Source organism: Blautia stercoris, from assembly GCF_054657695.1.
The window spans coordinates 959,205-974,781 of sequence record NZ_BAAHYF010000002.1 but is presented as its reverse complement, the minus strand read 5'-3'; the positions used below and the strand labels follow the sequence as shown (position 1 = coordinate 974,781).

The following is a 15,577-nucleotide window of genomic DNA, read 5'->3' as shown; positions in this document are numbered from 1 at the left end:
CTCACTATACCAAACCACTGTCTGAAACAATTTTTCCGTCTTCAATCTGTAAAATCCTGTCAGCCATCTGGGCAATCTCCTCATTGTGAGTAATCATTACAATCGTTTGATGAAAACGCTTACTGGTGACTTTTAAAAGTCCCAATACATCCTGACTCGTTTTGGAGTCCAGATTGCCTGTCGGTTCATCTGCCAGCAAAATAGCAGGTTTTGCCGCTAATGCTCTTGCGATTGCCACCCTTTGCTGCTGACCCCCTGACAGTGCACTTGGAAGATTTTCCAGTTTTGTCCGAATACCCAGTGTATCTATGATTTCATTTACATAACCTTTTTCAATCTTTTTTCCATCCAGTTTTACAGGAAGAACAATATTTTCCCATACATTCAGCATCGGAACCAGATTATACTGTTGAAATACAAATCCAATATTTCTACGCCTAAAAATAGTAAGCTCTTCATCTGACATATGGCTTAAATTCTGTCCGTCAACAATGACCTGACCGGATGTTGGATTATCCAAACCACCAATGATATGAAGCAATGTAGACTTTCCACTTCCAGAGGTTCCAACAATCGCTACAAACTCCCCTTTTTCTACTTCCAGGTTTATACCATCAAGAGCCCTGACTTCTGTTTCTCCCTGCCCATATATTTTTCGTAAATTTACTGCTTTTAATATATTCATGCCATCCTCCCATCAAAAAAGCCTGTATTGATCTTTACAATACAGACTTTATCATAACAATGTCTCCATCTAGTTTCTGAAATGTCACAGTTTTAATACTATTCCTTCTTTGCTATCGGAAGAAACACAGAAAATGTAGAACCCTTTCCTCTCTTTGATGTCACTTTTATATACCCCTTTTGTGCCTGAATGATCTCTCTTGCAAGGAATAAGCCAATTCCTACTCCTGGCTGGTCTGCCACTGACAGACTCCGATAAAACCTTCCAAATATCTTTGGTATTTCTTCTTTTTCTATTCCAATGCCATCATCAATGATATCGATCTTTACAAAGAAAGAATACTGCTCGGCTTTTATCTGAACATTTTCCCCACATGCTGTGTACTTAATCGCATTGTCTACTATATTTCCAAGTGCTTCCACAGTCCATTTTGCATCACACATAGCATGTAAATCCGTGTCAAATAGATTCAGGGAAATATCCTTCTCCATTGCTTTTACATTAAACTGCTGCTGTACAGATGCAAACATCTGTGCAATAGCAGTATCCTCCGGATGTACTGCTATAATTCCGCTCTCCATTCGTGATAATTTGACCAGTGATTGTATCAGAAAATCCAATTTCTCCGTCTGCTCCAAAATGGTAGCTATCTCCTCTTGATTTTCATTACTCACTTCAGAGAGTATTTCTCCATAGACTTTCAGATTTGAAATGGGAGTCAGTGTCTGATGCGCAATATCTGAAATAAGTTTTTGTATCACTTCTTTCTGTTCCTGTTGATTTTTTCCTGCCAGAAAGCTACTGTCTATATATTGTTTCATGCTGTTTTCAAGAGCAGAATACTTTTCTTCTGATATTTCTGTCCGTTCCAGTTCTCCATCTATTGCACAATCCAGCATTTGCTGCAGCCGGTTCAAAAGCTTTTTTTCTTTCTGATAAAAAAAGCTGTACCAAAAAACTCCGCTCAGGACAAATATAACTACAATCAACATAATTGTTTCTATCATCCATTCACCGCCCAGGTATAACCAATTCCATAAACCGTCTTGATATATTCAGGCTTCTGCGTATCATCTTCTAATTTGTCTCTGAGGCGTTTGATTGCAACAGTCAAGGCATGGGCATCCACAAACTCTGTATCTCCCTGCCATACCTCGTCAATCAGATATTCCCGTTTCAATACTTTTCCTCTGTTTTCACACAGCACTCTAAGGAGCTTTTGTTCTGTCTTACTAAGTTCAATAGGTTCTCCATCTTTGAAAAATTCCATTTTATCGAAATAGAACTCAAATCCATCAAGCTTCATAGAATTCTTAGCTGCTGCCTCTTTATTTCTAAGCTGCACAGACACTCTTGCACGTAAAACCATCAAGCTAAATGGTTTCGTAATATAATCATTTGCCCCAGCTTCCAATCCTGTTACAATATCTACTTCCATGTTATTTACTGTAAGCAGGATAATTGGCACCTGACTGTTTTTCCTTATTTCTCTTACAAAATCAATCCCATTCCCATCCGGCAAGTTCACATCTAATAAAACCAATGTGATATCTTCCTTTTTCAAGACTTCTCTAGCCTCCTGCAAAGTCTGGCACTGATAAAAGAAATAGGAATCATCCTTCAATGCGAGACGTATTCCATCATTTAATTTTTTGTCATCTTCAACAATCAGTAACTTTTCACTCATATTTTCTCTGCTTTCTTTCAAATTACGCTAATTGTATCATTGCCAGTTTTTTGAACTACCCCAACCGACTAACGTCGGATGGGGATTCCTACGGGATTTCGCCCGATACCCACTCGTTCAGCTCATGGGTGTTCCAACAGAGAACAAACCCTTTTTCAGGAATGTCTTTGTATGTTGGCGTAAGTCAGATATCCCCGTCCATCCAGCTCCCTGCCCACTCATTCAACTGACTAGTACAAAGTGACTGGTAAGAATATCCGAATATTTCTTCTATTTCTATATTTTTGTATTTCGCTTTTTCTTTTTTCTATCTTCTTTTATACATACTCATATCGATTATTTTGCGTCCATTTTTTCATTTCCGATGCAATGCTTTTTAAAGTTCCTTTTTTTCTTTCTTCTAAGACTTCATAAGGCAGTTCCCGGTAAAAACTATGGGGCGAAACTCCACGAAATGCTTTTGTTAACTGTTTCCATGCTGGAATGATACTCACAATATCGGTTCCATTTTTTAGTTTTTCTTTTGCCTTTTCTAGTAATAACGCAAGTAACCGCTCATCCGGTAACAGTTTTTCCCGAATTCCCATTCCTTTTAATCCAATCGCATACGATGCTGCTTCATGAATGGAAAGTCCGAATGGTCTTAAATACAAAAACTTCCCCATTTGGCTGGTATAAGCCGGATTCATTTTATAGATTCCAAAACTTTGTTTATAGGCTTGATTTTCCAAACAGGTCGTCATTTTTCGGTAAGCAAACAAAGAAGCATGTCGATTTTTTTTCTTACATCCATACTTCATTCCATGTTTTGCAAGCGTGGTATCCAAATCTTCCATAATAAGCGGTTTCCTCCGTTCGGCGCAATAACGTCCTACCTTTGCCATAACTCTTCCGATTTCTTCTGAAATCTGCCCTTTTGTTTTCAATTCCGGTGAAAAACGAATGACTGTCCCACCCAGACGATTTCCTTTTTCATCTAATTCTGAAACTGCTACATGGTCATAATTCAAATCAATCGAAACACAGCCTTTTTCCAAAGATTCATTGCAATCTTTATTTTCCAGTAAAAGCGTCACCGATACAATCAGATATCTTCGACCAGTTTTCTCTCGTTTCAACTGAAAATTATAACAAATCGCTTTTCGTTCCTGTTTTTTTGCCTGAAGCATTTCTTCCCAAAGTTCCTGTTGCCTTGCAAGATGGAACTGTTTAAATACCGTTTCTTTTCCATCCATACATTTTACAATCAATTTTCTTTCTTCTTTTCTGACCAGAAAGTTACAGTTTTTTGAAGTATGACGTCCCGGAAGGCTCATTGAAGCATGGCGGGATTCAAAGAATTCCTGTTTCCACTGTTCACGATCGACTTTTGGATTGTCTTTCTTTTGATATTGTTTTCTTCCACCAAATACAATTCTCTTCGGCGGAAACTTTTTTAACCATTCCAGCCTTTGAATGGCTCTTTTCTTAGAAGATTCCAGTAATGCAATTCTTGTTTTCAATCGACGAATGGAACGTTCTATTTTTCTTTCGTATTCTTCGGCTGGAAAGTATGTTCCATTTGGAAGAAAAATTTGGTTTCGTTCCATTGTAATTCTACACTTTGGATAAGGACGCTCCCAGATTCCGCTTTTAAAATAAGTTCGCAGAGAAGATTTGATTCCCTGCTTCTTTTCCAATTCTTCCTGTGTTCGTTTTATCTTTTGATTCCGTGTCTCAATGTCTTTTTCTTTTGTTCTCTGATACAATCGATTCAATTCCTTTTGAGAAGAAAGAACCGAAGAAGCATAAGTATAGATGGCACAATTATAATAGTCCGTTGTTCCATCGTTCCTTTTTAGCCAGGAGCTGTATGTTCCTTCTAATAACGGACCTCTTTTTAAAAAGGATTTGTCATACAAGCAGTTATAGAGCTTGATTTTGATATGATTAAATCGTTCCATCGTCTGAATCAAAGACTCTACGTTCTGGATTTCATCCTCATCCAGATAATACCGCTTATCTGCATTTATCGTTCTGGTTAACTGCATGAAAACACTCCTTTTCTCAAAACGGTTTGTCGGTTAAAAATATAATAATAATTGAAATAATCCTTTATTTATAGTATAATTATAGCACAAATCAAGCTATTTTACAACATCGGCTATTTTAAAGAAAGGAGAAATTTATGGACAACAAAACTTATACCAGAAATGCTCATTCTGTCTGCTGTCTGACCTATCATGCTGTTTTTGTCATTAAATATCGAAGAAAAGTAATCACTCCAGAAATCCTTGCTTTTATGCATAGTCACACAGATTACTTAATTTCACACCGTTATCATGGAACACTTTTGGAATTTAATGGTGAAGAAGACCACATCCATATCCTATTTGAACTTCCGCCATCCGCTGCACCTTCTGTTATTATCTGTAATTTAAAGACTCAGCTTTCAAAAGAAGTCCGAAAACGCTTCTGGGAACAAATTCACAATCAATTATGGAAAGATTCTTTTTGGAGTGACAGTTACTTCTTATCAACAACTGGAGGTGCAAATCTGGAATTTCTGGAACAGTACATTCAACAGCAAGGAATTGAAAAACCAAAACGAAAATATATTCATCACAAGAAAAAATGAGCAGAAAACCCCAACCGACTCGTCGAGGGCACTGAAAAACTGTTTTTACATACAATATATAGTAGTGTAAAACATATAAGTATGCTTTACCTTGTACCGTTTTGTGTAAAATAAGGACTTTTTCAGTGGTGTCGACTCGTCGGATGGGTTTTTCTGCTCTATAGTAGATAAACAGCCGAAATCTCCCGAAGGAGCTTTCTACGCTTTAAATATACACTAATTCTTTCAACACAATCTCTTCTGCAGCATTCCGGACATTATTTACCGCTCTGACCCATTCCATCTGATCACGAGCTTTCAATTCTTCCGTAATGCCCTGCCTATCCATCATCTGACGCACCAGAATATCCATTCTCTCCTGTGCTTCATCGTCCACAAGATTCAGATGTTCTGTCAGTTTGTCTTCCAAATTTGCGTTTTACCTGAGAAATATATAAACTTGAAACCTTCAAGCCAGATTCTTTCAGCACATAATCCTTGATTTCCTGATAGGTTGCTTTCAACTCGGCACTGGTGGCATCCAGCTCATCCAAGTCTAAGTCGATCTCTATCGTGTCATCTGGTTTTTGTTGGGACAAAAGAACAACCGTCTCTATATGTGTTGTCACTAGCATAGGAACACACATCCTTTACCTCGTCTGCGATATGGGAACACATTTCTTTCGCTTTTTCTACTGCTTTTGATTTCTTCCCAAATCGTTCTTTTGCGTTTCCAATTTCATTTTTGAATCCTGTTTTATATACGAAAATGATTTTATAGGGATCTTTCTCTCCATTTTCATCGTAACCACCGACAATAACTTTTTCGATGATACTTTCAAATATTCCTCTGTCAAATTCTTCTAAAATCTGATTTTTTGACAATGCTTTTCTAAAATCTGCCAGTCTTCTTTGCAAGCTGCCTTCATTGTCATATTGTTGTTCCAACATACTTAACTGTGTTTTTGCTTCAGACAATTTCTTTTCATACCCCACATCTGTTTCCTCATAAATGTTTTTAGCTACAACACCCTCTAAATAGTTTTCCAGCAACTTTTTTCTCTTATATTGAATATTATAAACACTTCTATTGAGTTTTTCAATTTTATCTTCTATCGAGTCCTCTGATAAAGTTTTCTCGACTCTCTTAATAAATTCTTCCAACACATCTTTATGATCTGTACATAACATACGGTAAGATTCAATAAAAGCATCTTCTATAACCTGCTCTGGAATTCCTTTACTATCTGGACAAAACCTTTTACCATGTTTTGTTGATTCTACACATTGCCAAATAGTTTTTGTATATTTCGAACTGCTATGCCACCTTCTCCTTGATAAATTCGCACCGCAAAATCCACATTCAAGCATACAACTAAAAGCATATTGTCTACTGAATTTTTCTCGTTTTCCAGGTGCTACTCCCTTTTTGCGTCCTCCATTACGGCGTTCCCGTATCTCCTGAGCTCTTGCAAATTTTTCTTCTGATACAATCGGTTCATGATGATTTTTGATGTAAAACCGATCTTCTTCTCCAAGATTTTCCAGCCTTCTTTTTGATATCGGATCTACTGTAAAGGTTTTTCCTAATAAAATATCACCTTTGTATTTTTCATTATTAATAATTCCCATTACACTGGAAGAAGTCCATGGATTCCCTTTAATAGTTGAAATTCCCTGTTCATTCAGTTCTCTTGCAATCATCGTACTTCCAGCACCTGCAACATATCTATCAAATATGTATCGGACCGTTTCCGCACCTTCTTCGTTAATAGACAGCGACTTTGTTACTACATCGTAATCATATCCAAGGCAGCCCTGAAAACCAACAAGTTCTCCACGTTTCATCTTCATTTTCAAACCTTTTTTTACATATGCAGATGTATTTTCCACTTCCTGCTGTGCAACAGAACTTAAAATAGTCAGTAAAAATTCTCCATCTTTTAAGGTATTAATTTTTTCGACTTCAAAATATACCGCTATATTCCTCTCTCTTAACATTCTTACATATTTTAATGTATCTAATGTATTTCGTGCAAATCTAGGAATGCTTTTTGCAATCACTAGATCAATATTGCCTGAAAGGCATTCCTGAATCAGTAATTGGAATTCTTCTCTTTTATCTGTTTTCGTGCCTGTAATTGCTTTATCAGCAAAAACTCCTGCAAAAACCCATTGCTTATTACTCTTTATCAAGTCCGTGTAATATCTGACCATTGAATTATAACTTTTAATCTGAGCTTCATCATCAGTACTAACACGACAATATGCGGCAACTCTTAATCTATCAATCTTTCTTCCCGTAGAAGTATCCTCACCAGCACCCTTCGCCTTAATGATTTCAACTTCCATTTCACCGCTCCTTTCTTTTTGTGTTCCTACCGTAGTGTTGATATAATCTTACAACGCAACACTCCGATAGTCAAGCGGTAATATTAGAAATAACACCATAATCTTTTTTTAACTTTTTCTCTACCAGCTGATACTCTGCTTCACTTATAAGTTTTAACGAGCGTAATTGTTTCAACATTGACAGCTGCATACAATATGGCAAATAGCACCATTAATCCAAGAAGTACCCATGGCAATGCAGCCGAAATAAAATCAATGAACGGATTGCCGTCAAATACATTACCAAGAATAATCATAACAACACCGATTACGATAGATATCCATACAAATTTGATAACGTTATTTTCGGCTTTGGCTACTTTCATGTCTCTTTCAATTTTATTAAGCAATGTCGCATCTCCTTTCAATAATTCATTCAGGCTTAAATCATATAATTCACTCATTCTTATAATGCTTACAATATCAGGTAGTGATTTTCCATTTTCCCAGTTAGAAATAGTCTGCCTGGAAACATTGAGGTCTTCAGCAACCTGTTCCTGTGTAAGTTTCTTTATAGTACGAGCATTTTTAATTTTATCAGCTATCATAATTCTGTATACCTCCTTTCTTCCATGAGATTACAGCAAACGTAGTAGTAACGTCTATCAAAAGGCTTTTACATATTAGATAAAATCATGTAAAATTTCTTTTACATAGCTTAATTGCAGTCTATTTAGCTTGTTTCTTGACTACTCATGAAAAATATTTTTACTTTCGCCCCACCTGTATTTTCAGAATTTGAAAGTTTAATCCCTCCGCCATATTTTTCAGCCACAGTTTTTGCAAAAAATAGCCCAATCCCATAATGGGCTTCTCCATTTCTACTTGTGTCATCCATAAAAAACTGCTCTGTGCCATGCAATAATGCTTCTTTTGTAAATCCTGATCCACTATCCTCCACAATGAATGTCAACCGACCATCATGCTCCTTTGCACCAATATAAATGATTCCATTTTCTTTTGTATGCTCCACTGCATTCTGAATCACATTCATTACTGCCCGAAACATTTGATCATAGACAATCATTACCTTTTTATCACTTTGCTTTGCCTTCCAATCTATTTTCTGGTGATAGATTTCTGCCAGCCCAAGTGCCTGCTCCTTTATATCTGTAAAAAAATCTTCTAACATCACCGTTGTATAGGTAACATCACTGCAATTCCATGATTTTGTGACATCTATCAACTGCTGGACATAACTTTGTATCTGTGTTGTACCGTTTAAAACATAGGTAATATTATTTTTCTGTTCCGTGGTCAGTTCAGTCTCTGAAAGTAGTTCTGCATTTCCCCTTACAATCGTAAGAGGTGTTTTAATATCATGCGCCAAAACAGACATCTGCTGGTTCTTTTCCTGCTCTGTTTTCCATTGCTTTTCTAAGGATTCCCGCAATGCATCTCGCATATCATCGATTGCCGATAAACAATCATCAAACTCTTTGATACCGGAACCAGATGTCCCATACTCCAGGTTCTGATTCTTTATTTGATCGATGGCATCTAACACAGGCTGCATCTGCTTTTTGATTCTTTTTCCAAAACATATGGACGGAATGATGATAATCGCTATCGCTCCAATCACAGCCATAATACTCATCACATTCTGAGGTCCTATAAAATGCTCCCTCAAAAAAGCCGAATGATACTGAGGTGTCAGGCGATATTGCAAAACAACATATTCATTTTCCCTTGAAATTACTTTATAAAAATATTTCCCGGATGCGGTTCCATACTTTGCAACATTCCATGCTATCTGTTCGTATTGTTCTGGAAGATTTCCACCTATTTCCTCTCCCTTCTCTGAAAAAATGACATAATTACAAAGTGCAGGAATCATCTCAGCAGTCACTTTATCTGCATGCAAAATCGTATCATATGCTTCATTAATCTTTTGCTCTGCATAATTCGCCGGATAAATGCAGCCTACACTGATCAAAAGGTAAAGTAGCAGATAAGCAACAATCACCAAACCGACTAATGATCCAAGCATGACAAGTACATATCTCATAAAAATCCTGCTGAGTGCATTGCTTCTCTTTACTCTTCCCATTTATATCCAATCCCCCAGACTGTTTTTATCGGTGTATAATTATACTCCGCAAATTTCGATCTTATATTTTTGATATGTGTAATAATGGTACTGTCATTACTCTCACTGTCAAAACCAAAGACCTTTTCTAAAATCTGTTCCTTCGAGAAAACCTGTCCTCTGTTTTTAGCCAGAAATTCACAGATTTCGTACTCCGCTTTCGTAAGAGGAAGTTCCTTATCATCAACCAATAGTTTCTTTTGAGATATTTGAATACAGACCCTCCCCAAAACCATCCGGACAGAATGTTCCCTGTGCTCTCTTCTAAGATGTGCATTGATCCTTGCCCGAAGTTCCATCACTCCAAATGGCTTTGAAATATAATCATCTGCTCCTAAAGAAAGTCCGTTTACCAGACTGTTTTCCTCCGTTTTTGCCGTAAGAAACAAAATCGGACAATCCACAAGTATCCTAATTCTTTTGCATAATTCGAAGCCATCAATTCCAGGCATCATAATGTCCAGTAAAATCAGGTCATAACGATGTAATTCTTCCATATTAATTTTTAGTGGATTACTTACTTTGGTAACCAGATGTCCATCCTTATTCAAAATGCTTTCTATCATTTCCAAAATTGCCGGTTCATCATCAACTGCCAGTATTTTTGCCATAGTTTCCCTCGATTCTATTCCGATATTCTGTTTCCTTCCCAGTGGTTTACCCACCAAAAATAGTATACCATACTAATCCCTGTAAATATTAAGCAACCTGGTATGAATGACAACCATTCACCTACACTAGTTTCTCCCAATACAGATTGCAGATAAGTATATGGTACTCTACCCGTCCAGCAGACAAATACATATTTCCACACATAATCTCCAAGTCCGGTAAGCATCAATGCACTAATTAGTCCTGATATAATCCCTGCTCCAATGGATACCCCTTTTCCAAACTGAAAAGCCAGAATCAGCTGCCACAGATAAAGTGGAACACTGCTTCCCCACAGCAGCAATGCTGCAAATATACATCCTTTCATGATTTCGATATCGCTTGATGCGATTCTTCCAAATCCAATTCCGAATATGATTGCTGTCAATAGGATAGAGCACAGACACAAAACCAGTAGCATCAACAGTTTCGATAAAAATGCTGCAGGTTTATCCGGTAAAGACAACAGATTTTGAAAATCACCTGCATTTTGTTCCTGTTCCATCACACTTGCTGTAAAAATTCCAATAAGTACCGGAAGTCCTGCTCCTATTGCCTGATAAAATGCAATCACTTTCATATTTTCATTCCATGGTGAAAAAAAGTAATATATTAAAAATATAACGCTGGTTATAATCGGAATCAGTAAGTGTGCCAGAATCACAGATGTTCCTTTCATCTTTCGCAAGTCTGCATTAAGAGATCTTCCAATCATCTTATTTCACCTCTCTTCTCTCAAACCATTTCAAAAACAGAACCGTTACAAAAACAAACCAGATGATTGAGAGACACATTCCCGGAACAATGACTCCCGTATCCAAAAGAGGATTCCCTGCTTCTGCGGCAAGTCCATTTGGTAAAACATGAAGCAACGGGCACATCATTCGCATAGGGATTGCAGAAACAAGTACATACCAGATTCTGGTTTGTGATATTACCACACCGCTGACGGTAATAAATAGGCAGACGAACAGGTTTACAATCATTCCAAATCGTTCACTTAAAAATAAAGCTACCGGAATCTCCCATAACTCAGAAACCGTCAGAAACAATACTGCAATCAACGCTCCTCCAACTGGAACATGTGTCGTTAGAAGAAAGCCTCCAAGCGTTGCTCCTGCAAACACAATCATATTAGAAAACAAAATCATGTACCCAATATAAATAATTTTCCCCAGCAACAATTTTCTTCTGTCTGTGGGAATAGTCATTAAATGATAGTATTTTATCTTTTTCTCCTGCGCCACAGAAAGATAACAAAATAGAGCAATCATCCCCGGCAGCAAAAGTGTATACCACCAGTTCCAAACACTTTCTGCATAAGCATTTGTCATCCCAAGAGTAAATATAAATGCCATAACAAATGTAAGAAGAGGAAATCCCCAGATAAACTTTTTTCGCATGGTTCTTTTGGCTTTTTGATGTTCTGCTTTTATAATATTAACCATGGATTTCACCTGCTTTCTGGTTTTTTCTTACCACATTCATAAACAAATCTTCAAGATTATCTCCCTGCTTTAATGCTCCTTCGTATCCTAAGATTCCACCTGAAATAATCCCGACTTTATCTGCAAGTAACTGTACCTCTGAGAGAATATGACTGGAGAGAATTACAGTGATTCCCTGTTCCGGAAAAGACCGGATCAGCTCTCGTAATTCCTCGATGCCTATTGGATCTAATCCATTCGTAGGTTCATCCAATATCAAAAGTTCCGGTTCTCCAAGCAATGCCATTGCAATGCCTAGTCTTTGCTTCATCCCCAAAGAAAACTGTCCTGCTTTCTTCTTTCCGGTGTTTATAAGTGATACAATCTGCAAGACCTCATCAATTCTGTTTTCATCTGTACCAAGCAATAATTGTCTTACCTTCAAATTCTCTCTGGCGGAAAGATTTTCATAAATAGGCGGATTTTCAATTAACGCTCCTATTTTTGATAAATCTTTCCTATCCAAAAGTTTTCCATCAAAGTAAATCTTTCCTGCAGTTGGTTTCATCATACCAGTCAACATTTTCAATGTGGTAGATTTTCCCGCACCATTCGGTCCAAGCAGTCCATAAATCTGTTCCTTTTCTATATTAAATGAAACATTATTTACCGCTTTCTGCTTTCTAAAATATTTACACAAATTTTGTGTCTGCAACATCATTTCCATCTTTACTATCCTTCCTTCCATATTTCATTTCTTACTGAAATATAACCTAACAGAAAAAAATAAAGATTTGATGAAGATTGCTAAATAATTCGTCTACTCTATTTTTATTCTCGTATGGAATAAACCATCAATTGAATATCATTATCAGAACTCGGCTTTCCACTGAAATCAGCAAAGCTGTTACAAATACGAAGTCCTAATTTACCGAATATCTCCGTGATTTCATCCAAACTATATAACCTTATAGGATTTCCTTCTTTCATTTCAGGCTTATAAAGTGCTTCTCCATACATATAGTCTACCTGCCCATATATCAGCGTTTTTCTATCCTTCTCCCATTCAAAAGCAGATAATGTAAGTCCCTTTTCTCCTGCATCCCATAACTTGCAAGGGAAATGTGTTTGGGCATAGCTTCCATTCATGATATCCATAAAGTGCTTTCCACCATTTTTTAATGCTTTCACAATGACAGAAAAAATCTTATGATTTTCCCCATCGTCTTCAAGATATCCTATTGCTCCATCCGCCATATTCAGCACAACATCAAATTCCTTATCAAATGTGATCGTGCGAATGTCCTGACAAATGAACTTTGCATTCAAATTTTCTTTTTTTGCCTGCTCGTTTGCATAATCTATGTACGCCGGTGTAATATCAATACCGGTAACATCATACCCACGTCTGGCAAACTCCAGTGAGTGCCGACCAAATCCACATGCCAAATCAAGTATTTTTTCCGTCCCTTTTAACTGCAACTGATTGATTAGAAAATCTACTTGTCTGTTGGTATCTTCTACCCATGACATATTGTGGATATCCAGAGTCCAATTTTTCTGATACCAGTCTTTTTTCATTGCTTTCATCTAAATTTATCTCCTGCCTTTCATCCTTCAAAAATCTGTCCCGGTAGTTTTTTCTTTTCTAAATATGGAAACGCTCTATCAAATTCTTCTGCTTCATTTTCATCCACCAGATACCCTGCTGGTGTTGCATATTCACCTGTTATGCCATCTAGATAACCCGAAATCAGTTCTTTACATAAAAAGAATGAAGCATCATCCCCTTCTTCCAGACCATGGTAACGAATACCAAATTCACTTGCTTGTTTAAATCCGCTTTTCCCATAAAAATCAATATTTCCTTCAAAACATAATGCTCCGCATCCAAGTTCTTTTGCTTTTTCTAAAGAATAATCCAGTAAAATCTTTCCATACCCTTTCCTTTTAAGCTCCGGTGCAATACAGATCGGTCCCATAGTCATAATGGGAATACTTCTGCCATCATCGGCTACAATCACAGCCTTCATAAACATATTCTGTCCAATCAGATGTCCATCTAATGTCATAACAAAATCCAACTCTGAAACAAATGCCGGATCATTGCGAAGCTGATGGAGTACATAATGTTCCAGACAGCCTGGTCGATCCTCCCAGTCTTTGTAAAAGCAATACTCTGGATAACGGATTTTAATGGCTTCCCAGAAATACCGGGCATATCCACAGCAAAACAGATCCTCTACGGTATAACACTGACATTCTTTCAACTGATCTTCTTCTGCTTCGTAATCTCCGACGCTTGGTGTTCCATTACAATACAGGTTAAATGCCATACGGACAATTCGTAAACTTCCACTGGTCTGCCACCCTTCCTGCAGGCATTCCGTTTTTACACATCCAGTTTTAAAATTATAGATTTTATTCACATTATTTCTTGTGTCTCTGTCGATATCCAGGCAATAAACCAAAGCCCGATGGTAGACATCCTGATATCTGCATTTTTTCAGATATTCCTCATAAAATTTTTCGTGTTCCCTGCTCTTGAAAGTAATTGTGCGAGAATTGCTATTCTCTGCTCTTAACGCTGTGTTTGTCATTTTCATTTTCCTCCTGAATTTTTAATATTTTGGTATAAAAAAGACACTCCATTTCTGGAATGCCCCATAAAAAATAGGGACACCCGCTTTTAACAAGTATCCCTATAATCTATCAATGATCTGATAGCTCTCTATTCATTTTCATATTCAAGATTCTTTGTGTTCCCCGTCCCGAGGTCTAACGCAACAACAACGGTTACTTTCTTCACAAGGCTCTTTTCTTTGTGATTTTCACCTATTTTTTTGAAACTGAAAAACTCCACAAAGTGCGTAAATTCAAGGATTTCTACATATTTTTCCTTTGTAGCAACACCACAGTCTCCACATGCTCGGTCCAACTAAACATATCAACTGGCACAGCGCTTTTTGCCTCATATCCATGTTTTGTTAAATATTTTAAGTCTCTTGCAAGTGTTTCCGGATTACAGGAAATATACACCACTTTTTCAGGTGCAAGTTTAATCACAGAACTCAAAAATGCCTCATCACTTCCGGCTCTTGGCGGATCCATAAATACAACATCGACTTTCTTACCCTGTCCGGCCAGATTTACCATGAATTTTCCGGCATCACCCTGATAAAATCTCACATTTTTAATTCCATTTCGTTTGGCATTGATAATCGCATCTTTTACAGCGTCTTTATTTAATTCTACACTGATGACTTCTTTTACATGACTGCTTGCAATCAGACCAATCGTTCCAATTCCGCAATAAGCATCAATGACTTTCTCTTCTCCCTGTAATTTCGCCATTTTAATTGCTTTTTGATACAGTTTTTCAGTCTGTACTGGATTGACCTGATAAAACGAAGCCGGAGAGAGGCGGAAGGTACAACCGCAAAGCGTATCTTCAATAAATCCTTTTCCATATAAAGTGATATTACGTTCTCCAAGTACCATGCTTGTCTTTTTGTCGTTTACATTTAAAATAACCGTTGTAATTTCAGGATGAAGTTTTCTAAGAGCTTTCACAAAATTATTTTTTGATGGGAAGATTGGAGAAGCACATACTAATACTACCATTACCTCACCGCTTGCAAATCCTCTCCTTACCATGACATGACGTAGTAACCCATATCCGCTGTCCTCGTTATAAACTTTTATCTTAAAAGATTTTAATAAGCCTCGGATATCTCTGATAATTGCATCCGCAGTCTGGTCTTCTATCAGACATTCATCAACCGGAACAATACGATGTGTTCCTTCTTCATAGACTCCGGAAACAATACTGCCATCTCGTCTGTGTGCAAACGCTGCATTGACTTTATTTCTATAATGATATGGATTTTTCATACCAATAATCGGTTCTACCGGACAGATATCTTTCAAAAGTTTTCTGATCTGCTTTTGCTTTTTCTTTAACTGTTCTTCGTAAGAAATCCCCTGCCAACTGCATCCGCCACATTTTTTTGCCACTGGACATACTTTTTGTTCTTCCATTTTATAACAA

General features: G+C 37.2%; 15 protein-coding genes and 3 pseudogenes. 1 reads left to right on the top strand and 17 read right to left on the bottom strand.

Annotated features, from left to right (window positions below; translation table 11 throughout):
* Positions 1 to 4: 4 nt before the first annotated feature.
* From ACYQ2D_RS14300 to ACYQ2D_RS14285, 4 genes are all read right to left on the bottom strand, one after another.
* Entirely contained in the window at positions 5 to 685 is a 681-nt protein-coding gene (locus ACYQ2D_RS14300) for an ABC transporter ATP-binding protein (RefSeq protein ID WP_117457863.1), read from the bottom strand.
* 98 nt (positions 686 to 783) lie between these two features.
* Complete coding sequence (locus ACYQ2D_RS14295; protein WP_117457864.1) at positions 784 to 1,692, bottom strand: sensor histidine kinase; 909 nt, start codon at positions 1,690 to 1,692, stop codon at positions 784 to 786.
* The gene (locus ACYQ2D_RS14290) at positions 1,689 to 2,372 is read right to left on the bottom strand and encodes a response regulator transcription factor (protein WP_117457865.1); all 684 of its coding nucleotides are present in this window, start codon (positions 2,370 to 2,372) and stop codon (positions 1,689 to 1,691) included. The genes ACYQ2D_RS14295 and ACYQ2D_RS14290 overlap by 4 nt, the downstream gene beginning before the upstream one ends.
* A 317-nt stretch (positions 2,373 to 2,689) precedes the next feature.
* Entirely contained in the window at positions 2,690 to 4,402 is a 1,713-nt protein-coding gene (locus tag ACYQ2D_RS14285; protein WP_459785902.1) for a hypothetical protein, read from the bottom strand.
* 137 nt (positions 4,403 to 4,539) lie between these two features.
* On the opposite strand from ACYQ2D_RS14285, the gene tnpA reads away from it, so the two are divergent.
* The gene (tnpA, locus tag ACYQ2D_RS14280) at positions 4,540 to 4,989 is read left to right on the top strand and encodes an IS200/IS605 family transposase (RefSeq protein WP_459785900.1); all 450 of its coding nucleotides are present in this window, start codon (positions 4,540 to 4,542) and stop codon (positions 4,987 to 4,989) included.
* Between the two features lie 205 nt (positions 4,990 to 5,194).
* Here tnpA and ACYQ2D_RS14275 read toward each other — a convergent pair.
* From ACYQ2D_RS14275 to rlmD, 13 genes and pseudogenes are all read right to left on the bottom strand, one after another.
* Positions 5,195 to 5,398, bottom strand: a pseudogene (locus ACYQ2D_RS14275) (TnpV protein); the annotation flags it as partial.
* Positions 5,394 to 5,594, bottom strand: a pseudogene (locus ACYQ2D_RS14270) (23S rRNA (uracil(1939)-C(5))-methyltransferase RlmD); the annotation flags it as partial. The pseudogenes ACYQ2D_RS14270 and ACYQ2D_RS14275, both read right to left, overlap by 5 nt.
* Complete coding sequence (locus ACYQ2D_RS14265; RefSeq protein ID WP_459785898.1) at positions 5,545 to 7,320, bottom strand: recombinase family protein; 1,776 nt, start codon at positions 7,318 to 7,320, stop codon at positions 5,545 to 5,547. The pseudogene ACYQ2D_RS14270 and the gene ACYQ2D_RS14265, both read right to left, overlap by 50 nt.
* A 140-nt stretch (positions 7,321 to 7,460) precedes the next feature.
* A complete protein-coding gene (locus tag ACYQ2D_RS14260; protein ID WP_459785896.1) occupies positions 7,461 to 7,907 on the bottom strand; it encodes a helix-turn-helix domain-containing protein in 447 nt (148 codons plus the stop codon).
* A 125-nt stretch (positions 7,908 to 8,032) separates the two neighbouring features.
* A complete protein-coding gene (locus tag ACYQ2D_RS14255) occupies positions 8,033 to 9,409 on the bottom strand; it encodes a sensor histidine kinase (RefSeq protein ID WP_459785894.1) in 1,377 nt (458 codons plus the stop codon).
* Positions 9,397 to 10,059, bottom strand: a complete 663-nt coding sequence (locus tag ACYQ2D_RS14250) for a response regulator transcription factor (RefSeq protein ID WP_459785893.1) — start codon at positions 10,057 to 10,059, stop codon at positions 9,397 to 9,399. Before ACYQ2D_RS14250 ends, ACYQ2D_RS14255 begins: the two co-directional genes overlap by 13 nt.
* Positions 10,060 to 10,073: 14 nt before the next feature.
* Positions 10,074 to 10,814: a lantibiotic immunity ABC transporter MutG family permease subunit gene (locus ACYQ2D_RS14245; RefSeq protein ID WP_005330844.1), complete on the bottom strand. Its 741-nt coding sequence runs from the start codon at positions 10,812 to 10,814 to the stop codon at positions 10,074 to 10,076.
* A gap of 1 nt (position 10,815) precedes the next feature.
* Complete coding sequence (locus ACYQ2D_RS14240) at positions 10,816 to 11,547, bottom strand: lantibiotic immunity ABC transporter MutE/EpiE family permease subunit (RefSeq protein WP_117457301.1); 732 nt, start codon at positions 11,545 to 11,547, stop codon at positions 10,816 to 10,818.
* Positions 11,540 to 12,253, bottom strand: a complete 714-nt coding sequence (locus tag ACYQ2D_RS14235) for a lantibiotic protection ABC transporter ATP-binding protein (protein ID WP_459785891.1) — start codon at positions 12,251 to 12,253, stop codon at positions 11,540 to 11,542. Before ACYQ2D_RS14235 ends, ACYQ2D_RS14240 begins: the two co-directional genes overlap by 8 nt.
* 104 nt (positions 12,254 to 12,357) lie before the next feature.
* Positions 12,358 to 13,116, bottom strand: coding sequence for a methyltransferase domain-containing protein (locus tag ACYQ2D_RS14230; RefSeq protein ID WP_459785890.1), 759 nt, complete (start codon positions 13,114 to 13,116; stop codon positions 12,358 to 12,360).
* Positions 13,117 to 13,136: 20 nt separating this feature from the next.
* The gene (locus ACYQ2D_RS14225; RefSeq protein ID WP_372555638.1) at positions 13,137 to 13,598 is read right to left on the bottom strand and encodes a GNAT family N-acetyltransferase; all 462 of its coding nucleotides are present in this window, start codon (positions 13,596 to 13,598) and stop codon (positions 13,137 to 13,139) included.
* Between the two features lie 78 nt (positions 13,599 to 13,676).
* Positions 13,677 to 14,126: pseudogene (locus tag ACYQ2D_RS14220) on the bottom strand (DUF6075 family protein); the annotation flags it as partial.
* A 286-nt stretch (positions 14,127 to 14,412) separates the two neighbouring features.
* The gene (gene rlmD / locus ACYQ2D_RS14215; RefSeq protein WP_459785888.1) at positions 14,413 to 15,567 is read right to left on the bottom strand and encodes a 23S rRNA (uracil(1939)-C(5))-methyltransferase RlmD; all 1,155 of its coding nucleotides are present in this window, start codon (positions 15,565 to 15,567) and stop codon (positions 14,413 to 14,415) included.
* Between the last annotated feature and the right edge of the window lie 10 nt (positions 15,568 to 15,577).